Origin of the sequence: Enterocloster bolteae (genome assembly GCF_002234575.2) — a bacterium.
Taxonomy (GTDB): domain Bacteria; phylum Bacillota; class Clostridia; order Lachnospirales; family Lachnospiraceae; genus Enterocloster; species Enterocloster bolteae.
Genome location: NZ_CP022464.2, coordinates 1,289,386 through 1,308,703, shown reverse-complemented (window position 1 = coordinate 1,308,703; position 19,318 = coordinate 1,289,386). Strand labels below are relative to the sequence as shown.

Sequence of the window (19,318 nt, the reverse complement as noted above, 5' to 3'; positions counted from 1 at the left end):
GGCGGTTTTCCTGTTTATATGTTTATTTTATTCATACCATTTCATCCGTCTGCCGGTTCCATCTACTGCTGGTTCAGATATGTACGGATATTATCCAGCACCTTTTTGCTGAGCAAATCAAAGGCCTGCTTTGTTCTTCCGGCAGAGATATGGGCGCAGAATACGCCCGGATGGCGAATCAGTTCGCCGGTGCTGTCTCCCAGCGCGCCCTCTGTATCACAGATAAAATAATTATTTCCCTGATCCAGCCATGTTTTCAGGGCAGGAAGGTCGAATGCAGGTCCGATGGAGGTATTGAACAGGATTTTTCCCTGTCCCAGCTGTGTGAATTCTTCCTCATGAAGCAGAATCACATTCTTATTCAGACAGGCAAAGACCACCTCGCTGCGGGCCAGCAGTTCCTTTAAAGGCCTGTAAACCAGCCCCTGGTCTTCCCTGTCCTGCTTCCTGGAACGGCTGTAATAGGACACATCCGCTCCCATGAATTTCATGGCATCCGCTATCATTCCTCCCGACACGCCCATTCCGATGATACCCACCTTTAAATCCGTGATTTCAACCGGCATATCCCGAAACATGGGCCGGTCGAAGCCGTGAAGGAAACGCACCAGCTCGCAGAGCACGTATTCCACCACTCCCCTGTCTCCGTAATCCCTGATTCCAAGCACTGTAATGCCCCGTTCCCTGGCGCAGGCAATGTCCACATTGGCGCTTTCCTCCGAATAGAGGCTGCAGCACATGCCAATGTACCGGATAGAGGGACAGCTCTCAATTACATAGCGGCTGATTCTGGATGTGTAGCTTACCAGCACTGCGTCCGCATCCCCGATGCGCCGGATGATTTCCTCATCACCGGACGGAACATCTTCATACAATGTTATCTCCCCTGCATACCCGCGCAGCTCCTCCTCTGCCTGTGAAACCAGGTTCACAGGCTCTATTGCCACTAATTTTTTAAACATGTCCATTTCCTCCTAAAATACAATGGGTGATACAATATTCTGCAAAACCGCCACCACGCTCCAGCCGGCAATGGCGCTGGTACTGGAGTAAATATCCACAACAGCCTTCACGCCTTCTATCTCGGATGTAATCTTATGGTCATCCCCAACCATGCCCGGAACGCTGTATATATCCACACGGGTATCCTCCGGACCCACGGTCGCAAGGGATGAGGCCACAGCCACATTCACCTTGGTGGGAAGGAGTGAAATGGCTTCCTTTGCATTACCATGGAATACGTGGCTCTCCTGTGTGTCCTCCATCAGGCGCTCTTCAAAAAGCGGGGTTCCCTTCAAGGATGCCGGTCCCTTTTTTGTCCTGATGCCTGCCTCTGCCTGTCCCATAAGGGATATGGTCCGCAGCACATCAAAACCTCCCACTGCACCGGATGCAATGTACACCCTGGTTCCATGGACGGCAGCTGTTTCCTTTACCTGTCCATAAAATTCCTTATCTGCAAACGCTCCGATGGACAGCACAATCATACTGGCACCGGATGCCAGAATCTTCACTCCGCAGTCCTTGACCGACTGGACCGAAGCTGCCTCCGCAACATAGTCAGGGGCCAGCGCCAGAAGCTCGTCTATGGTGCTGCATGCCCGGCACCCGCCTTTTTTTGCCAGAAGCTCTGTCTTTTCCCTGGTTCTGCCCAAAACTCCCACCAGCTCATATTCATCCAGCATTCCCTTCAGGCCGGCTTCCACTATAATATCGGCCAGATAGCCATTGCCCAGGATTCCAAGTTTTAATTTTCCCATTGTAACCTCCTAAAACGAGGGCTGAACGCTCAATAAAAGCCTTCAGCCCTCCATGTCTCTTTTTTTATGGCTTAGTTTGTATAGTTGTCAAAATATCCCTGAACCAGGATAACCGGTGTTCCCTTATCGCCGGAACCGCTGGTAAGGTCGCACAGAGAGCCTATAAGGTCGGTAAGCCTTCTGGGCGTGGTTCCCTGGGATGCCATGTCGCCCACCAGATCGGATTTCTTTTCCTTGATTCTCTGGGAAACTGCATTCTTTAAGGCTTCTCCGGACAGATCCTTAAAATCATTGTCAGCCAGATATTTTAATTTTACTTCGTTTGGCGTGCCTTCCAGTCCCTCTGTATTGGCAACAGATACCACCGGGTCAGCCAACTCCCAGATTTTCCCAACCGGATCCTTGAACGCGCCGTCGCCGTATACCATAACTTCCACATGCTTTCCTGTGCGGTCCAGGACTTTTTTCTGGATATCGTTCACCAAATCCATACAATCCCGCGGGAACAGCTTAATGGTGTCCTCGGTTGACTTGTTGGAGCCCAGAAGGCCGTATTTTTCATTGCAGCCGCTTCCGTCCACCGGGGCATTCAGGATATCATCCATGCCGCATACCACCTCGGCTCCTGCCTCCTTTAAGATGCGCTTGGTGCGCATACGTGAATGGATGTCACAGGTCAGCACCTTCCTGGTATGATTTAAGATTTCTCTGGGATTATTTGCAAATACCACCTGGGCCTCTGCGCCCTGCTCTTCAATCAGCTGGCAGTAATAGGACACATAGTCCACTCCGGTAAACGGGTGCTTATTCTCCCCGAACAGTTCCCTGTAGCGCTTCAAATCCAGCACATCGCTGTAAGGGTTGATGCCGGCCTCGTCTACCTGGTCTAAGGATACCAGGGAATTCCCCACCTCGTCGCTGGGATAACTGAGCATCAGCACCACCTTCTTTGCTCCTCTGGCAATTCCCTTTAAGCAGATGGAAAAACGGTTTCTGGACAGAATCGGGAAAATGACCCCGATGGTCTCTCCGCCCAGCTTTGCCCTCACGTCCTCTGCAATGGCATCAATGGAAGCATAATTGCCCTGAGCCCTGGCAACCACGGACTCTGTCACGGAAATGACATCTTTGTCCCTGATCTCAAAGCCCTCGCTTTCCGCTGCGTCCAAAACGCTGTCCACCACGATTTCAGCAAGATTGTCCCCTTCACGGATAATCGGGCAGCGGATTCCTCTCGAGATTGTTCCTACTTTTCTTTCCATATGTATCTTCTCCTAATATATTATAATTTTCGTCATACTATTTTATTATAGTATAAAATACGGGATTGTGGAAGTATTTATTTTCGCGGAAACCATACGCGGGAACCATAAACCTGCAGGGACGCCGCGGGAACCATAAACAGCAGCCCGGTATCACTTTCCTTCGGTGACATGGGCTGCTGTTTTTTCCGGATATTTTTTACATTCCCGGCTCTGGTTTTAAGATTTTCGTTTCCCTGATTTTGGTTGGGATGGCTTTGACACAGATTGCTTTGGCTTGTGCGGTTCTGGAAGCTGACCGCAAGTATCCAGGACCAGGGCGGTCAGAAACTCTCTGTCATCCAGCTCCTCCACCAGATACATTCCCGGACGGCCGCCATGAGGCGCCACCGGTTCTGCTTCCGGGAGATGCTTATGTCCTGCTTCTGTCACCTTTATATAAAACTGGTTGTTCTCTACCGTTCCAAAGAACGTTCCCCCGCACCACAGGCCATACTCGCCAAATAATTTTTTATAGGAAATGGCACCTGCGCCGCTTAACTGCGCAGCTACATACTGAACATATTCCAGGCTGGAAGCCATATTGGGTCCTCCTTGTTTGATATGTAATCTGTCAATCCAGGGACCGGAGTACTTCCAGCATCTTTTTTAAGCCTGCCGCGTTTTCCTCCGGCGTCCTGGCGGGGTCCTGCTGGTCATACCGGCTGCACGGGAGTTCACTGCATCTGCCGCAGTGGGGCAGTTTCTTTTCCTCCACGCAGCACCGGTATATACCGCACCGCTCCTCCCCTGTGTATTCCAGCCAGAATGGTTTTCCCTGTATCTTTGGGCACCCCCCGCATTCCTTTTGGTAATAAGGACATTCATTGCAGATACATCCGCAGCATGCCACAATATTCTCCATCATCCTTCCTCCTTGCTATGAGCACTTAGATGCTGTGTTTCAGCACTTTACACACGGCGTACGTCATGTTTTATGAACTCATTTTACCGCAGGAAACAGGACATCTGTTTGTCATGTTTACAGACTGCTCTGGTATCTATCTGTAAATTTCATAGACACGGCGTCCCAGCTCTGCAAGCTCCCCGCGGAATTCGCAGGGCTCCAAAAGCTCAATCTGGTCTCCCAGGCTCAGTATCCAGCAGAACAGGTTTTCCTTGTCCGAGTATCCGGCTGTAAACATAAAATCACCGTCCGGCAGTTCCTCCAGAGTCTCCGGGCCAAATTCATCTACAATCCTCCATTTAATGGAAGGCTTGCACCGGGCTTTTACCAGAAAACGGATGGGGAAAGGACGGTCCGCCTCATTTTCATAAGGCGGCAGGATACGTTTATCAAAGACCTCCTGGCAGCATTCCAAATCCACCATACGGTTCAGCTTAAACAGCCGGTAATCCTGGCGCATCAGGCAGAATCCCCACACATACCAGGAGGACCACTGGAATACCAGCAGATACGGCTCTATTGTACGGCTGGTTTCCCCCATGGGCGAATAGTAAGTAAAACGTATGTGACGCCGTGTTTCTGCGGCCTCCTGAATCAGGTGTATTTTAGGCGCCAGTGACTGCCGGTACCAGGACGAGAGATTAATGAGAATACTGCTGTCACTGCTTATCAAATCCTGCTTTCCAAGGGCCAGCTTGTCCATCAGCAGACGGTATCTGGCTGACCCTGATACGCTGTCAAGGCTTCTGAGGCCTGCCAGGATTGCATCCATTTCCCCGGATGTAATCAGGGTACGGTCCATTCTGTATCCCTCCATAATGGAAATCCCTCCACCGGGTCCCCGGCTGGTAACAAGAGGGATTCCGGCCTTACAGATATCCTCTATATCCCGGTTGATGGTCCTCCGGGACACCTCGAATTTTTCCGCCAGATAGGGGGCGGTTACCTTTTCCCGCTGGAGCAGGATAGACAGGATACCGATGAGACGGTCTATTTTCATGGATGGCAACCCTCACTTTCTTGGTTTTTAAAAACACAGAGGCAGTGTTACCTGCCCCTGTGCTTTTCTTTCTTTTTTTGCTGTTTCAGTTCAAACTGGCGTCTGGCCTCCGCTTCCTTTTTCTCTCTGCTGACCGCCTTCCTGCCTGTCTTTATCTGCTCATGCTGCAATTTCAGGGCCTGCTGGGATTTGGTACCCATGCCTGACTCCCGAAGCTCCTCTCTGACCTGGCGCTTCACGCGCTTTGGGTTTTTAAGATGCTCACTTACAGCAGCTGCCACAGCCGGACTAAACCGCAGACCATAGTATTCCTTTGCCAGGAATCCGTGTACCTCGTAATCCTTTGGCTCCGGGCCAAAGGTAATCTTGCACACAGTCATCCTTCCTCTTTCCACCCGCTCCAGTATTCCAATCCAGAATGGGTCCTCGAAAAATACTCTCAGTACTACCGATACTTTGTCCATGACAATTCCTCCTTTGAAATGTGATGAACAAAGAATGGACGACCCAAGGAGGGAGGGTTACTGACATCCCTGTCTCCCCGCCAGTTAAAGCAGGACTATAGGAATGCGGCTGGACTACCTACCAGCTCTGCAGGTTTTTATCCTGCGTTGTGTTTTTATCTTTGCTTTTTGATTTTACCATACAACTGCATACTTTTCTATTCTTTATTGGCATCACACCAATAATGCAGTCATAACCGAATGTTCCATATCGTCAATATTATAAACATGCTCCATCACTTCAAAGGTTTCCCGCAGATTCCCTCTGGCACTTTTCCAGCCAATGCCATCTGTAAACCACACAAAGGAAAATCCTTCGATTGTGTCCGCCTCCTGGGAAAGCATTTTATAGCTTCTGGCGGTTTCATTCAGCTTCGAGCCCCCGCTGCTGTAAAAATTCGTTTCAACCGCATAAATCATGGACTCTGTTTTTACCACGAAGTCAAACCGCTTTGCGGCCTTGCCCTCGTTGGATAAAGCGGACAAATCAATATCCCATTTATTCTCAATATCTTTCAGGTACATCTCTTTAAAATAATTCTCATCCTTTGTAAATCCTGCGGCAATGATATATTGCTCCACCAGATCTTCCATCTGGTGCCCGCCCCGGTTCTTACGGCCATTGGAGTCAAGTCCTGTCTCAATCCCCAGCGCATAGTCTACCAGATTGTTTACCAGATGCTTCTGCAGCAGATCAAACAATCCTGTTTTTCTCATGAATATCTTATATTGATCCATATCATAATTCATTGTTTTAAAATTATACTTAAACGCGCCGTTCTCATCCTGGGCATAGATTTCGTTGCTCCGCACAGCCAGAAGCAGGGGAATACAGGACAGGGTTTCCGGATATTTTGTTATTATTTTTTCAAAATCATCTTCTATATTCACAGAACCTATCAGTGAATTTAGTATGTTTAACTCGATTTTTATATCCTCCACATTACGGACTACCTTGTCAAAATCTATGTAATACCGGTACCCTGAAATACTTGCCCGGAATTTACTAAGCCATGCGTCAAAATCTCTTTTTACCACTCCAGTGCCTCCTGTATCTGATCCAAACGTCTCTTCGCTATATCCAGATATTCTTCGTTATTGTCAATTCCGATAAACTGCCTTCCGTACTTTCCGGACACCACCCCGGTTGTCCCGGAACCGCAAAACGGATCCAGTACCACGTCCCCCTTTTTTGTGGACGCCAAAATAATCCGTTCCAGTAAATACTCCGGTTTTTGCGTGGGATGCCTGCCGGCCCACTTTTCCGACGGCCTGGTGAGGTTTCCCTCCCACACATCCTTCATCTGTTTCCCGCCGTTCATTTGCTTCATCTGCTCATAGTTAAACAAGTGCCTGGCCTTCTTTTCATCCTTCCTGGCCCACAAAATCGTCTCTGTGGAATGAGTGAAGCAGCGGCAGGCCAAATTGGGCGGCGGGTTTGTTTTCTTCCAGGTAATATTATTGATTATCTTATACCGCTCCTGCTGAAGCGCCATTCCGATTGAATAAATATTGTGCAGGGTACCGGATATCCATATGGTTCCGCCGGGCTTCAGCACCCTTCTGCACATGCGGATCCACCTGCGGTTGAAAGCATGGTTTTCCTTAAAATCCCCGCCCTCATCCCAGGACGCCTTATTGACTGATACCATTCTTCCCCCTTGGCAGGTTATGCCGTTATTGCTCAGAAAATATGGCGGATCTGCAAATATCATATCAACACTTTCCGGCTTCATTTTCCGCAGCAGCTCAAGACAGTCTCCCAGATAAAGCTTTTTTGTATCAGTCCCATAATATGCCTGGATTTTTCCCCGCATCAGCTCTTCCATAGATATACCTCTAATAATTCGTAATGATGATCTCCTGACCCACCCGGTTCTTTGCGTCAGAATTTATCATACGCTTTACATCCACCACCACTTTGTTGAAATCTGCATATAACTGATTGATAAAATCTGTGTTGTGATTGGTCAGCATACAGTAGCATCCCCGTTCTGTAAGCTCTCTGAACACGTCAGCCAGACGTCTGTGGCTTTCAATGTCAAATCCCTCCTTTGTATAAGACTCAAAGGACGTTGGATTCAAGGGGGCGTAGGGACTGTCTATAAAAACAAAATCACCCTTCTCTGCCAAATCACAGGCATTCTGAAAATCGCCTTTCATAATCTTCACCTTCTGAAGGCTTTGTGATACAGCCATGATACTTTCTTTGCTGCAGGATTCCCTCACACTGTTATTATAAGGTACATTAAACAGGCCTCTTCCGTTTACTCTGTAAAGACCGTTAAAGCAGTGTTTGTTGAGGAACACGAATAAAACAGCTAATTCCATATCGTATTCCGCCCGCATCATTTTATCATTATAGTTTTCCCGGACTTTATAATAATACTCTTTTCCTCCATCTGCTATTCTTTTATCATACTCTGAAATAGCATCGGCAAATTCTTCTGGTGAAATTTTTATCTGCAGGTAGGCATTGATCAATGATTCATTTATATCATTAATAATGGATTTTTCCGGCTGCAAATCAAAATATACTGCACCGCCGCCCACAAATGGTTCCATATATCCATTAAAATGTTCTGGCAGTCTCGCTTTTATCTGTTCAAGTAATTGTCTTTTGCCGCCCGCCCATTTCACAAATGGCTGTGCACTGATTTCCGTCATCGTGTTTCCTTTCACCCATAAAATCATAACATTTATGATTCATTATAAGTGAAAGTTAAATAAAACACAACCTGCAACTGCCTTCTTTCGGAAAACAAAAATACCCGGGCAAAAATGCACCGGAGAATATTTCCCTGAATTTAGCAAATACTATTTTATGTCAGATTAAATCCAACCGATTGAAGGATAAAAGGAGAAAGAGATTATGAACAAAAATATGCGTACATGGGTCATCGGAATCTGCGTGGCCCTGGTCATCATCGTGGCCGTGGCGGCTGCGTTTGCCAACAACCGCAGCGGCTCTGATGACGGACAGACCTCTCAAAGCCAGACAGAAAGCACCTCTGCGTCCGCAGCGTCACAGACGGAAACAGAAACAGGTTCCAGGGAACAGGCATCCTCAAATTCCGGCAATGCTGCCGACCACAGCGGACATAACGGACATATGAACGCTTCCGGAGACGACCTGAGCCGTTACCTGACCGAACAGGATTCTATCATGATGAATATGATGGAGGATATGGTCATCCGCGAAAAATCAGGAAATGCTTCCCTGGACTTTCTAAGGGGTATGATTCCCCACCACGAGGCAGCTATCAAGATGTCTGAGAGCTATCTGAACTACCAGGGAAAAAGCGATGAGCTAAAAACCATTGCACAGGATATCATAACCGCCCAAAAGGATGAACTAAAACAGATGAACGAGCTGGTTAAAACGTATGAAACGGACGGAAAAAAGGATCAGACAAAGGAGGACGCTTATCTGGAGCAGTACAGCAAAATGTTTGCCGATGACTCCATGTCCCACCACATGGATACCTCAGATGTTGACAGTCTGGACCAGGCCTTTGCAGAGGGCATGATTATGCATCATCAGATGGCTGTGGATATGGCCAGGGATATCCTGGAGTATACAGACTATGAAGAGATACGCACCATGGCCCAGAATATTATAGATGTGCAGGAGAAGGAAATTGCCCAGATGGAAAAGATCCTGAACGATCAGCAGGAATCCCAGCCGGAATAAACAGGAATAAAACATCGTAAACAGGATTCTCCAATTGACACCCGCCCTCCCCCATGCTATAATCTCCCCATAAAAATCCCACCCATCCGCAGTCCGGACACAGGCTGGATTTTTGCCGCCGGGTAAAAATATCAGCGTCAGGCTTTCTATCGTCAGGCCCAGGAGCAATACGAATCAGGAATCCCATTCCTCATCCGCTCCAGAAGATAGAAGGTACTGGCGCTTTTTGTGTTTCGGAAGATGCCGGAAGGTATGGGAACCGTTCAGGAGGTCACCATGCAGAACAACTATGCAGAACAAACATCGTGCTTAAAAGAATTTGCCAGATACACCTCGTTAAACGTACTGGGAATGATTGGTCTTTCCTGCTATATACTGGCAGACACCTTCTTTGTCGCCAAAGGTCTGGGAACCAGCGGTCTTGCAGCCCTGAACCTGGCCATTCCCGTCTACAGCTTTATCCACGGAAGCGGACTCATGTTCGGAATCGGCGGCGCCACCAAATTCTCCATCAGCCGCAAATCAGGGCTTTCGGATCTGATTTTTACAAACACCCTGTTTTTCGCCGGAATTACGGCCCTTTTGTTCTTCCTGGCCGGACTGTTCCTGTCCCCGCAGATTACAGCGCTTTTGGGCGCTGACAGCCAGGTGGCCGCAATGACCCAGACCTACCTGAAAATGATACTGCTCTTTGCCCCGGCCTTTATTCTCAATGATATCCTGGTCTGTTTCGTGAGGAATGACGGAAATCCCAGGCTTTCCATGCTTGCCATGCTGGGAGGAAGCATGGCCAATATCCTGTTGGACTATGTCTTTATTTTTCCTCTGGGCATGGGCATATTCGGCGCCGTACTGGCTACCGGGCTGGCGCCCCTTATCAGCATAGCCATCATGTCCGGCCACTGGATGGGTAAGAACAAGGGATTCCATCTCGCCAAAACAGAAATCCAGGGACAGACCGCCCTCCTTATCCTGTCCCTGGGATTCCCCTCCCTGATCACAGAAGTATCCTCCGGCATTGTCATCATTGTGTTCAATGTGATTATCCTTGGACTAAAGGGAAATGTGGGCGTGGCTGCCTACGGCGTCATAGCCAACCTGTCCCTGGTGGTCATATCCATTTTCACCGGCATCGCCCAGGGAATGCAGCCGTTAATCAGCAGCGCTTACGGCCGGGGTGATTCCGCCAGAATCAGGGGGATACTGCGGTACGGGCTCGCCACCGCGGTTTTCATCTCCCTGACACTGTATGCCGGAATTTGTTGGGGAGCAGCTCCCATAACAGCCGTATTCAACAGCGAGAACAACCTTAAGCTGCAGGAAATAGCGGAGTATGGGCTAAGGCTGTATTTTACAGGCATACCGGCTGCGGGGCTCAATATCATCCTGTCCATCTTTTTCACCTCCACGGAGCAGGCTGTGCCGGCCCACATCATTTCCCTGTTAAGGGGCATGGTGCTCATCATTCCCATAGCGTTTTTCCTGTCCGGCCTTTGGGGAATGACCGGTGTCTGGCTGGCCTTTCCTGCGACGGAGCTAGTTTGTGCACTGACAGGCGCTGCCATCTGTAAGCGCTTCTACTCCCAATCCTTCTCTGCTTCCAGGTAATAATGCAGCAGCCTGGGCTCCGACAGTGTGTTGGCCGTCAGCCTGTCCCTGCGGGGCTTCTCATCCTCCGCAAATAAAAACAGTCCCCTAAGGCCGGACTGATTTAAGAATTTTCCCTCTGCCTGAAGCTCCAGGCCGTCCACAGACACCTTATCCTTGGAAGCCAGCTGGAATCCCCAGTCGCCGAAAGAGGGCACCTGTACATGGTAGGGATATACATATGGAAATTCCTGTCCCACAGTTTTATTGATGCACCAATAGGCATCTGCTGCATAGTAAGGACTGGTGGACTGGACCGACATAACCCCATGTTCCGTGAGATTATTGCTGCACAGCCGGTAGAACAGGTCCGTGTACAGCTTGTTCAGCGATTCGCTGTTGGGATCAGGGAGGTCTGTGATGATTACATCGAATTCCCCATCATATCCCTCCCCGCCCTCATTGCGGTAATTGTTTTCCAGGTACCCGTAGGCGTCCTCACTGCGGATTTCCAGCTTGGGACTGTCAAGAGAGCCCTGGTTCAGGGCAGCTATGTCCTGATTGGTTCTGCACAAGTCCACCACCCTGGCATCCAGGTCCACCAGCACGATCTTCTCCACCTCCGGATATTTTAATATCTCCCTTACAGCCAGGCCGTCCCCTCCTCCCAGCACCAGGACATTCCTGCGGCTTTTAGCCGCTGACATGGGTATATGCACCAGGGCCTCATGGTATCTGTACTCGTCCTTGGAGGAAAACTGGATATTTCCATTGATAAACAGGCGGATATCGTCCTTATGTTTGGTGACCACCAGCTTCTGGTACGGTGTCTGTTCCCGCAGGATTACCTTGTCCCTGTAAAGCCCCTGTTCAATTCCTGATGCCACATTTTCCGAAAACAGCATTCCCAGCACCATGAATGCACACGCCAGTCCGCTCACCAGTCTCCACATGGAAAACATTCTGATATATCCGCGGTAGGATACAAGAATAAACAGGGATATGCCCAGGTTCAGACTGCCCACCAGAAAGGCAGTGGAAAAATATCCCAGCTGAGGCAGCAGGAGCAGCGGAAACGCAATGGAGCCCGCCAGCCCTCCGATATAATCAAAGCTGAAAATACTGGAAAGGGTAATGCGCAGATTGCCCGCATTTTCCTCAATGATTCTTGTGAGAAGGGGGATCTCCAGGCCTACCAGCATTCCAATCAGTATGATTTCCAGGTACATCACAAGCTGGTAGGACTGCACATAGATGTTTGCCAAAAACAAAAGCAGGGAGCTGGTCCCTCCCAGTATACCCACGCCGATTTCCACAAAGACAAACCAGTCAAACAGCTCTGTCCTCACATATTTGGAAAGGTAGGACCCCATTCCCATGGCGCACATATAAAGGCCGATGGTGATGGAAAACTGGGCTATGCTATCCCCCAGCAGATAGGAGCTGACGGAGCTGATTAAAAGTTCGTATATGATGGAGCAGCCGGATATGATGAAGGTGGTGAACATCAGCCGGCGGTAAGAAAATGTCCCTTCCTTCATCACATAATCACTCCGCTTATAATGATGGACAGCCCAATAAACATTCCTGCAACCATAATGCCGGCAGCCGGGTTCCCGCCGCTGATTTCCTTATTGAGATCATATTTCCGGTTGATCAGGTTCAGCGCCAGGTAGCCCAGAACGCAGAACACCAGCCCCACCACATAGTAATATATGGTTGAGGCAATACCGGTCAGCAATGATTCGTGAACCGCTGTGCCGGCAGGGGACACAACAGCTGCCCGGATAATGATTCCGATTCCAACGGAGATACCCGCCATAACGCTTCCCACCGCCACATTCCCCTTCTTGATTTCCGCCGGGAACTCACAGGGAATCACCAAATCCACCACAAATGTACCAAAGAGCATGAGGGCTGTGCCCAAAACGCAATAAACCATAATTGTAATAAATTCTGCCATAATCTTCTCCTTTTTGATTTGGTTTTGTCCGAATACATACTGCCGGTTTACTTTCTCGCCTTTTTCGCCTTTTTCGCCTATTTGCCGGAGCTGATTCCGCCTCCGGATGAGCGCCTGGAATTGATGCTGCTCTGGCGGACGCTGTCTGAATAGCTTTTGTAAGGATCCACGGGATTGGTGTCAACGGTTTCGCCGCTGTAGTTTTCGTATCCGCTGGTCCGCTGTCTGTATCTGTCCCTGTCGCCGAAAAATCCCCTGGAATAATAGAATCCGCGGTAATAAGAATGGGTATGGCCGGTCGCATGGTAAGGCGTGTTGGTGCTCTGATATACATAGGCGCGGGAACTGATCTGCACCATGGTGGTCTGGTCCGTGCTGGTGTATACCAGACAATATTCACTCTTTGTCAGGATAGCCACCGAATCATCTTCTCCATTCTTCTGCACATCCTCGGTCCCGCCGTCAATGGCCTGGATAATTGCCTTAGCCGCGTCATCCACGGACAGGTCAGTGGAGTACACATCCGCCCTCTCCTTCTCGTTCAAATCAGATGTAATTGACGTCTGATAGGAGAAATTAATATTACCTTCCAGATATTTATGTATGGTCTTCTTATTTGATTGTATGTACGTATAGGATAACACTCCAAGAACCGCCAGTATCACTGCCGCCACAGCCAGGTTCTTCATATTGACAAAACCAAGGGTCCTGTTGCTCTCCACCTGTCCGGAACAACCGCTGTCCAGGAGTACGATTTCATCCATATCCAGATAACAGCCTTTGGAATACTCTGTTTCATCCTCCCATTGCTCCACCGCAATGATGAGCTCTTCGGTACCGTCCTCGTACTCCGTATAACGGACCGTGTCTCCCGGCGATGTATCCACCTGGCCAAAGCAGGACGTGACAACTGCCTGCCCCGCATCCGCCTGGCGGTAACCATCCCGGAATATATTCATCTCATCAAACTCACTGCCATAGGGACACTGGGTATAAATGGCGTATTCTTCATAAATATTGTCAATGCTGAGCCATTTTATACCCCTGGTCCGGGTTTCCAACAGGCAGTATTCCCACCAGCGGGAACCGTCTGAACGGTTGTGGAACTCAATTCCCCCTGTGACCCGGTATTCCGCCCCTTCTATGGACAGGTTCTGGTCCTTATTAAACTGTAATGTCTTACCCATGGACGTCCTCCTTTGCCCTGTTTAACGCCCTCTTAATCAGCCTTGTTTCTGCCTGCTCTGCCTTTAAGGACTCTGTGAGAAGGCGGCATATCTCTCCCGGTATATCCTCCTGGCAGGAAAATATATCCACTGCCGCATACCCATACTCAGGCCAGGTGTGGATTGAAATGTGGGAGGTGGTTATGACTGCCACCGCGCTGATGCCCATGGGCGAGAATTTATGGTAGCATTCCTCCACAATTCCTGCGCCTATGCATTGGCAGACCATGTGAATCACATTTTTTATGGAATCCACATCATCAATATAGGACGTCCGGCATCCATAGAGGTCCACAATCAGCTGCCTGGCCTCTGCAATATCTGTTTCCTTTCCTGTCATGGCAATTTCCCTTCATCGTTTAAGTGATTCCGGGGCTCTGCTGCCATGGAAATACGGCAGCAGCAGCCTCTTTCTGATTATATCAGACTGACTATATGGATACAATTGCCAAATTCTTACGATAATACAAACCCATAATACAAAACGCGCATGCCGGTTCCCATCACAATGGATATCGGAACGGCACGGCACATTCAAACTGCGGCAAGGCCATGTCAGCTTATATAAAGTATGGGCACATTTCCCAGTACACGTCCTATCTCCTGCCTCAGATACAGCTGTGCCTCTTCCCTGGATTCGGCCCGGTAGCAGTACCTCCCCCGTCCCCTGCCCGTCATCTGCTCCCTGTCATACAGGTCCGGCGCATTGGGAAATGCTTCGCTGTTAATGGCCCGGTGGACATAGGAATAGGTCATCAAAATAATCTCCAGAAACATCTGGCTTTTCATTTTATCTGAAAGTCCGTCCCTCAGTTCTTCCAAGAGGCCGGTATACATTTCCTTCCAGCCCTCCACTAATATGACGGGAGCTATCAGGAGTCCGCAGGGATATCCCGCCTCACACATCTGATTTACAGCCTCGATTCTCTGTCTTAAGCCGGATGTGCCCAGCTCTATCTTCTGGATAATGGGCTGAGGATTGACGCTCATGCGGAAAATCACCTTGCCTCTGTGGTCCAGGTCCAGCAGAGGTTCCACCATATGAAATTTGGTGGGAAATGTAAGTTTTCCCTCCCCCTCCTCTGCAAAACGCGGAATTGTATAAAGAAGATTTCCCGTAATTGTGTTCTCCAGCACCAAATCGCTGTTGCTTCCAATCTCAAAGGTAAGGGGGGTGCCGCTGTTCTTTCCCTTTTTGATGATGCGGTCCAGCATCTGCTCCCGGTTCACAAACAGTCTGAGATAAGCGCATTTATTATAGTTGCAAACCAGATAGCAGTACAGGCACATGGCCGTACAGCCGGATGAGGTGTATGGGACCAGATAATCGGATACCTTGTGGTTTTCCACGTATTTGTGGGTCTTTCGTATGCCCGCAATCAGATTGCGTTTCATGTGTCCGAACTGGTCATTGGGTTTTTCCTGCATTTCCCGGATGGAATTATGGCTCTCAATGGGAATCCACGGCAGGTCCCCGTATTCCTCCCTGAGCTGCCGGCCCAGAGGGTAGTCAAAGATAGCCGGTTCATAGTAAACTGCGTCAAATTTCATGGATGCGCCTTCCTCCTGATAAATTCATGGACAATATGGGAATTGGGTTCAATTTCTTATTTTTACTATTTAACATTCCCCAAATCTGTGAAGTTATCAATGGAAAAGCCGCTGTCCCTTTAATGGGCGGCAGCGGCTTTGTTTGAACAGTATCACCGAACGCTTCTGTTTTTCTCCTTCTCCCAATCACATAACAATCATATTTTTTCCCATAACCACTCTACAATCCCCCGCTGCGCTCTCTCGCCATAAAAGAACACCTCATATTCATTCCCCTTCTCACTCAACCGTTTCTCTGCCTCAATTCCAAATTCCCGGCCCTTGTCCGTCAGTCGTTTGCGGGGTATTCCATTTACGTAATATTCCTCAAAATTCCCATCCTCCATCAATTTCTGTTCAACGGATTTTATGGTCAGCCGCTTCATTGTATCCTCATCCCGCAGGCTGTTAATCTGAGATACAAAATCACTGAGACTGGACTGTTCTGAGTATCGGACTCTGGCGGCCAGTTCCCCGGTCATGACAAAATCCGTTTTGCCTTTACCTGTTTTTTTCTTTCTGTCCGTGTTTAGCCCTGCCGGTGCTTCCCTGGTTCTTTCATCCTCCCGGCTGTCATTTCCTTGGCTGCCATTTCCCAGGCTGCCATTTTCCTGCCTTTCATTTTCCGGGCCTCCGTATTCCCAGGCGGTCAGGGCTGTCTCCAGGGACCAGTCGTCGAACGCATCGTTGTCGCTGGTAAAATACAAATCATCACCCTCAAAAGATATCTCAGCAGGACTGTCATTCATTTCCGCCTGCACGCAGGCCAGAAAACGCTCCCCGTATTTCTCATACTTAAACTCTCCCACCCCTGAAACATTCAGCATCTCCCCTTTCGTAACCGGCTTCACGATGCACATATGCGTCAGCGTCTTATCTGAAAAAACCATATAAGGCGGCACCTTTTCTTCCTTTGCAATCTCCGTCCTGACAGCGCGCAGCTTCTCAAACAGCGTTTCGTCTGCTTCCGTAAACTCTGCTCCGCCCGGTCCGGACAAACCTGCTGCCAGCCCCTTCCTGCCTTTTCTTCCTTTTCCGGCACTTGCGCCGGACGCTTTGGCAGGATGCTCCGCTTCCCTGGCCATCTTCATGGTCACCGGCTCTCCCTCTTCCAGTATTCCCTTTGACTTTCCTGTCAATTTTACAATGGCATATTCATCGTTTGTCACTGCCAGATATCCGTTCAGCATCAGATGGTTCATCACCTGCCGCAGCTTGTAGGCCGGTACCTTTGCCAGTTCCCCATAATGCGGGTTCTCATCCATCCTGTAATTGCGTATCTTCGCTGTATTGGCACCGTGGACCGTATCAATCATCACATTGGTTCCGTACCTCTGCCGGCTGCTCTCCACACATCCAATGAGTATCCGGGAAATATCCGTCACATCCACTGTCTCAAACTGGCTCAGGCAGTTGGAGCAATTGCCGCAGTAATTGCTTCCGTACTCCCCAAAATATCTCAGTATGTAATCTCTCAGACATTCATTTGTAAAGCAGTAAAATGTCATCTTGCGCAGGCGTTCCCTGTCCCGCTCCATGACGATTTCCCGGGTTATGGGGTCCAATGCCTCGTTGTCCTGGTTATGGTCAATAAAGAACTGGTTGGTCACCACATCCTGGCCGCCGTACAAAAGGATGCACTCTGAGGGTTCACCATCCCTTCCTGCCCTGCCGGCCTCCTGGTAATAGGATTCCATATTCTTCGGCATGTTATAATGCACCACAAACCTGACATTGGACTTGTCAATCCCCATGCCGAAGGCATTGGTGGCAACCATAATCTGGGCCCTGTCATATATAAAATCCTCCTGGTTATGCCTGCGCTCGCTGTCGCTTAAGCCAGCATGATACCGGGTGACGGAGAAACCTTCCCGGATCAGCTGGCCGCAAACCTCCTCCACCACTTTCCTGGTCAGGCAATAGATGATACCGCTTTCCCCCTTATGGCGTTCCAGGTAATTTACCATGGTGGCATATTTATCCTTGGGAGACTGTACGCCGAAGTAGAGATTCGGCCGGTTAAAACCAGTGGTCATGACCTGGGGATTTCTGAGCATAAGTATGTCGATGATATCATCCCGCACTTCCGCTGTGGCGGTGGCTGTAAATGCACTTACAACGGGCCGCTCCGGAAGCTGGTTGATAAAATCCACTATTTTCAGATAACTGGGCCTGAAATCCTGGCCCCACTGTGATACACAATGGGCCTCGTCCACAGCTACCATGGATATCTTCACCTGGCTGCTCAGCGCAAACCGCAGAAAGTCCTCAGACATCAGGCGCTCCGGCGCAACATAGATAATCGGATATCTGCCGGCTCTGGCCAGGTCCAATACCTTATAATACTGGGCCGCTGTCAGGGAACTGTTAATGTAGGCAGCCAAAATACCCACCTGGTTTAAGTTGCTTACCTGGTCCTTCATCAGGGAAATAAGCGGGGAAATGACCAGGGTGATTCCGTCCATCATAAGGGCAGGGATTTGATAACACAGGGATTTCCCGGCCCCGGTGGGCATGACTCCCAGCACGTCCCTTCCTTCCAGAATGCTCTGGATCAGCACATCCTGCCCATCCCTGAATGTGTCATAACCAAAATAATGTTTTAATATTTCATATTGTGTCATCATCAAACTCCTCTGTATTGCTCCGGCATAAAAGAACCCAATCGTCCCTGTTCCCGGCGTTTAGCGCCAGACTTATCTTCAGCTGTGCTTCAAAACCATGGAAAAATGGCGAATACGCCCCGCAGCGGACCTGCTGCCTAAAGCAGACTAAACCGATTAAACATATAGATGTAATTCATTATAACAAATCCGAAATGATAAAACAATGGTGATTTATGAGCCTGATGGTGGTTTCTTTGGCCTATTCTTTGGCCTATTCTTTGGCCCATTCTCCGGCCCTTTCTCCGGCCATTCTCCGGCCCTTTCTCCGGTCTATTCTTTAGTCTATTCTCTGGCTTATGTTCTGTCAAAAAAAACAGCCGGACATCTCTGTCCGGCCGCATCACATATTCCATCATCCTATCACAGGCAGTGTCCTCTCCTTTTTTAACAAATTTATGGAATCCCGGAATCCGCCGCAGTCTCCGGTAATCCCTGCCCCATGGCCTCCCTATGGCCTCTGCCATGGTTTCAGCCAGGGTGTGGAGAAAACCAGCCGTTTCAGCAGCCCGGGTATCTCCACGCTGTCCTCTGCCAGCAAATCCCCGTCCCCAAACTCATCCGCACCTCCATATCCGTACCTGCATCCGATAAACGCTGTCTCATTGGCCTTTGCCGCCTCCCTGTCATAGAAACGATCCCCCACCATACAGCACCAGTCCGCACCGGCCCGCTCTATCAGCACACCCAGGCTGTCTGCCTTGTCCTGTCTGGAGGTCAGGCCCTGTATATAGTCAAAATACTCCCTTATGGACAGTACACCCAGCACATCCTCCAGTTCCTCTTCCTTTGCATTGGAACAGACCGCCAGGACGTACCCCTGTTCCTTTAGCTCCCCAAGCATTTCCGGGACCCCGGGATAGGTCTGCGCCCTCTCACGCATAAGAGGTGCCCAGTGCCTCTCCACCGCCCGGTAAAAGCGCCTAAAGGCTTCCTCGCTGTCATCACCCAGAAAGAACAGGCTGTCATCCCTAAAGGGAGCACCGAACCTGGAGCGTATCACGCTCTCTGCAACAGGCCCGGCCCCCAGCTCCTTAAGGGCTTCCTGATAGGCTGCCACTGCGTATGTATGAGTCATGTTCAGTGTCCCGTCCAAATCGAACGCCACCAGCTTTGTCATTTTC

At 49.4% G+C, this 19,318-nt stretch carries 19 protein-coding genes; 2 read left to right on the top strand and 17 right to left on the bottom strand.

Annotated elements, in window-relative coordinates; translation table 11 throughout:
* Nucleotides 1–62: 62 nt before the first annotated feature.
* From CGC65_RS06100 to CGC65_RS06055, 10 genes are all read right to left on the bottom strand, one after another.
* Nucleotides 63–962 carry a D-isomer specific 2-hydroxyacid dehydrogenase family protein gene (locus CGC65_RS06100; protein ID WP_002567808.1) on the bottom strand — a complete coding sequence of 300 codons (900 nt, stop codon included), beginning with the start codon at nucleotides 960–962 and terminating at the stop codon, nucleotides 63–65.
* 12 nt (nucleotides 963–974) lie between these two features.
* On the bottom strand, nucleotides 975–1,760 hold the full coding sequence (locus tag CGC65_RS06095) for an aspartate dehydrogenase domain-containing protein (RefSeq protein ID WP_002567809.1): 786 nt from the start codon (nucleotides 1,758–1,760) through the stop codon (nucleotides 975–977).
* Between the two features lie 71 nt (nucleotides 1,761–1,831).
* Nucleotides 1,832–3,022, bottom strand: a complete 1,191-nt coding sequence (locus CGC65_RS06090; protein ID WP_002567810.1) for a coenzyme F420-0:L-glutamate ligase — start codon at nucleotides 3,020–3,022, stop codon at nucleotides 1,832–1,834.
* A 219-nt stretch (nucleotides 3,023–3,241) separates the two neighbouring features.
* Entirely contained in the window at nucleotides 3,242–3,604 is a 363-nt protein-coding gene (locus tag CGC65_RS06085) for a TfoX/Sxy family protein (RefSeq protein WP_002567811.1), read from the bottom strand.
* Nucleotides 3,605–3,635: 31 nt separating this feature from the next.
* The gene (locus CGC65_RS06080; protein ID WP_002567812.1) at nucleotides 3,636–3,926 is read right to left on the bottom strand and encodes a DUF3795 domain-containing protein; all 291 of its coding nucleotides are present in this window, start codon (nucleotides 3,924–3,926) and stop codon (nucleotides 3,636–3,638) included.
* Between the two features lie 136 nt (nucleotides 3,927–4,062).
* Nucleotides 4,063–4,968: a helix-turn-helix transcriptional regulator gene (locus CGC65_RS06075; protein ID WP_002567813.1), complete on the bottom strand. Its 906-nt coding sequence runs from the start codon at nucleotides 4,966–4,968 to the stop codon at nucleotides 4,063–4,065.
* Nucleotides 4,969–5,015: 47 nt separating this feature from the next.
* Nucleotides 5,016–5,432, bottom strand: coding sequence for a YjdF family protein (locus tag CGC65_RS06070; protein ID WP_002567814.1), 417 nt, complete (start codon nucleotides 5,430–5,432; stop codon nucleotides 5,016–5,018).
* Nucleotides 5,433–5,645: 213 nt separating this feature from the next.
* Nucleotides 5,646–6,509, bottom strand: a complete 864-nt coding sequence (locus tag CGC65_RS06065; protein ID WP_002567815.1) for a type II restriction endonuclease — start codon at nucleotides 6,507–6,509, stop codon at nucleotides 5,646–5,648.
* Entirely contained in the window at nucleotides 6,503–7,300 is a 798-nt protein-coding gene (locus tag CGC65_RS06060) for a DNA-methyltransferase (RefSeq protein WP_002567816.1), read from the bottom strand. Before CGC65_RS06060 ends, CGC65_RS06065 begins: the two co-directional genes overlap by 7 nt.
* A gap of 10 nt (nucleotides 7,301–7,310) precedes the next feature.
* The gene (locus tag CGC65_RS06055; protein WP_002567817.1) at nucleotides 7,311–8,138 is read right to left on the bottom strand and encodes a DNA adenine methylase; all 828 of its coding nucleotides are present in this window, start codon (nucleotides 8,136–8,138) and stop codon (nucleotides 7,311–7,313) included.
* 205 nt (nucleotides 8,139–8,343) lie between these two features.
* On the opposite strand from CGC65_RS06055, the gene CGC65_RS06050 reads away from it, so the two are divergent.
* On the top strand, nucleotides 8,344–9,165 hold the full coding sequence (locus CGC65_RS06050) for a DUF305 domain-containing protein (protein ID WP_002567818.1): 822 nt from the start codon (nucleotides 8,344–8,346) through the stop codon (nucleotides 9,163–9,165).
* Between the two features lie 276 nt (nucleotides 9,166–9,441).
* A complete protein-coding gene (locus tag CGC65_RS06045) occupies nucleotides 9,442–10,773 on the top strand; it encodes an MATE family efflux transporter (protein ID WP_002567819.1) in 1,332 nt (443 codons plus the stop codon).
* On the opposite strand, the gene CGC65_RS06040 is transcribed toward CGC65_RS06045, so the two are convergent.
* From CGC65_RS06040 to CGC65_RS06005, 7 genes are all read right to left on the bottom strand, one after another.
* The gene (locus CGC65_RS06040) at nucleotides 10,743–12,293 is read right to left on the bottom strand and encodes a polyamine aminopropyltransferase (protein ID WP_002567820.1); all 1,551 of its coding nucleotides are present in this window, start codon (nucleotides 12,291–12,293) and stop codon (nucleotides 10,743–10,745) included. The genes CGC65_RS06045 and CGC65_RS06040 overlap by 31 nt on opposite strands.
* The gene (locus CGC65_RS06035) at nucleotides 12,293–12,715 is read right to left on the bottom strand and encodes a DUF350 domain-containing protein (protein WP_002567821.1); all 423 of its coding nucleotides are present in this window, start codon (nucleotides 12,713–12,715) and stop codon (nucleotides 12,293–12,295) included. Before CGC65_RS06035 ends, CGC65_RS06040 begins: the two co-directional genes overlap by 1 nt.
* A gap of 77 nt (nucleotides 12,716–12,792) precedes the next feature.
* Nucleotides 12,793–13,902, bottom strand: a complete 1,110-nt coding sequence (locus CGC65_RS06030; RefSeq protein WP_002567822.1) for a DUF4178 domain-containing protein — start codon at nucleotides 13,900–13,902, stop codon at nucleotides 12,793–12,795.
* Nucleotides 13,895–14,281, bottom strand: coding sequence for an adenosylmethionine decarboxylase (speD, locus tag CGC65_RS06025; RefSeq protein WP_002567823.1), 387 nt, complete (start codon nucleotides 14,279–14,281; stop codon nucleotides 13,895–13,897). The genes CGC65_RS06030 and speD overlap by 8 nt, the downstream gene beginning before the upstream one ends.
* 215 nt (nucleotides 14,282–14,496) lie before the next feature.
* Entirely contained in the window at nucleotides 14,497–15,492 is a 996-nt protein-coding gene (locus tag CGC65_RS06020; protein WP_002567824.1) for an SPL family radical SAM protein, read from the bottom strand.
* Nucleotides 15,493–15,689: 197 nt separating this feature from the next.
* The gene (gene recQ, locus CGC65_RS06015; RefSeq protein WP_002567825.1) at nucleotides 15,690–18,155 is read right to left on the bottom strand and encodes a DNA helicase RecQ; all 2,466 of its coding nucleotides are present in this window, start codon (nucleotides 18,153–18,155) and stop codon (nucleotides 15,690–15,692) included.
* A gap of 490 nt (nucleotides 18,156–18,645) precedes the next feature.
* Nucleotides 18,646–19,314: an HAD family hydrolase gene (locus CGC65_RS06005; protein WP_002567826.1), complete on the bottom strand. Its 669-nt coding sequence runs from the start codon at nucleotides 19,312–19,314 to the stop codon at nucleotides 18,646–18,648.
* Nucleotides 19,315–19,318: the final 4 nt, after the last annotated feature.

Excerpts from the sequence above, each read along its gene's own strand:
- CGC65_RS06100 (WP_002567808.1), bottom strand. The coding sequence starts at position 962 with ATGTTTAAAAAATTAGTGGCAATAGAGCCTGTGAACCTGGTTTCACAG.
- CGC65_RS06095 (WP_002567809.1), bottom strand. The coding sequence starts at position 1,760 with ATGGGAAAATTAAAACTTGGAATCCTGGGCAATGGCTATCTGGCCGAT.
- CGC65_RS06090 (WP_002567810.1), bottom strand. The coding sequence starts at position 3,022 with ATGGAAAGAAAAGTAGGAACAATCTCGAGAGGAATCCGCTGCCCGATT.
- CGC65_RS06085 (WP_002567811.1), bottom strand. The coding sequence starts at position 3,604 with ATGGCTTCCAGCCTGGAATATGTTCAGTATGTAGCTGCGCAGTTAAGC.
- CGC65_RS06080 (WP_002567812.1), bottom strand. The coding sequence starts at position 3,926 with ATGGAGAATATTGTGGCATGCTGCGGATGTATCTGCAATGAATGTCCT.
- CGC65_RS06075 (WP_002567813.1), bottom strand. The coding sequence starts at position 4,968 with ATGAAAATAGACCGTCTCATCGGTATCCTGTCTATCCTGCTCCAGCGG.
- CGC65_RS06070 (WP_002567814.1), bottom strand. The coding sequence starts at position 5,432 with ATGGACAAAGTATCGGTAGTACTGAGAGTATTTTTCGAGGACCCATTC.
- CGC65_RS06060 (WP_002567816.1), bottom strand. The coding sequence starts at position 7,300 with ATGGAAGAGCTGATGCGGGGAAAAATCCAGGCATATTATGGGACTGAT.
- CGC65_RS06055 (WP_002567817.1), bottom strand. The coding sequence starts at position 8,138 with ATGACGGAAATCAGTGCACAGCCATTTGTGAAATGGGCGGGCGGCAAA.
- CGC65_RS06050 (WP_002567818.1), top strand. The coding sequence starts at position 8,344 with ATGAACAAAAATATGCGTACATGGGTCATCGGAATCTGCGTGGCCCTG.
- CGC65_RS06045 (WP_002567819.1), top strand. The coding sequence starts at position 9,442 with ATGCAGAACAACTATGCAGAACAAACATCGTGCTTAAAAGAATTTGCC.
- CGC65_RS06040 (WP_002567820.1), bottom strand. The coding sequence starts at position 12,293 with ATGAAGGAAGGGACATTTTCTTACCGCCGGCTGATGTTCACCACCTTC.
- CGC65_RS06035 (WP_002567821.1), bottom strand. The coding sequence starts at position 12,715 with ATGGCAGAATTTATTACAATTATGGTTTATTGCGTTTTGGGCACAGCC.
- CGC65_RS06030 (WP_002567822.1), bottom strand. The coding sequence starts at position 13,902 with ATGGGTAAGACATTACAGTTTAATAAGGACCAGAACCTGTCCATAGAA.
- speD (WP_002567823.1), bottom strand. The coding sequence starts at position 14,281 with ATGACAGGAAAGGAAACAGATATTGCAGAGGCCAGGCAGCTGATTGTG.
- CGC65_RS06020 (WP_002567824.1), bottom strand. The coding sequence starts at position 15,492 with ATGAAATTTGACGCAGTTTACTATGAACCGGCTATCTTTGACTACCCT.
- recQ (WP_002567825.1), bottom strand. The coding sequence starts at position 18,155 with ATGACACAATATGAAATATTAAAACATTATTTTGGTTATGACACATTC.
- CGC65_RS06005 (WP_002567826.1), bottom strand. The coding sequence starts at position 19,314 with ATGACAAAGCTGGTGGCGTTCGATTTGGACGGGACACTGAACATGACT.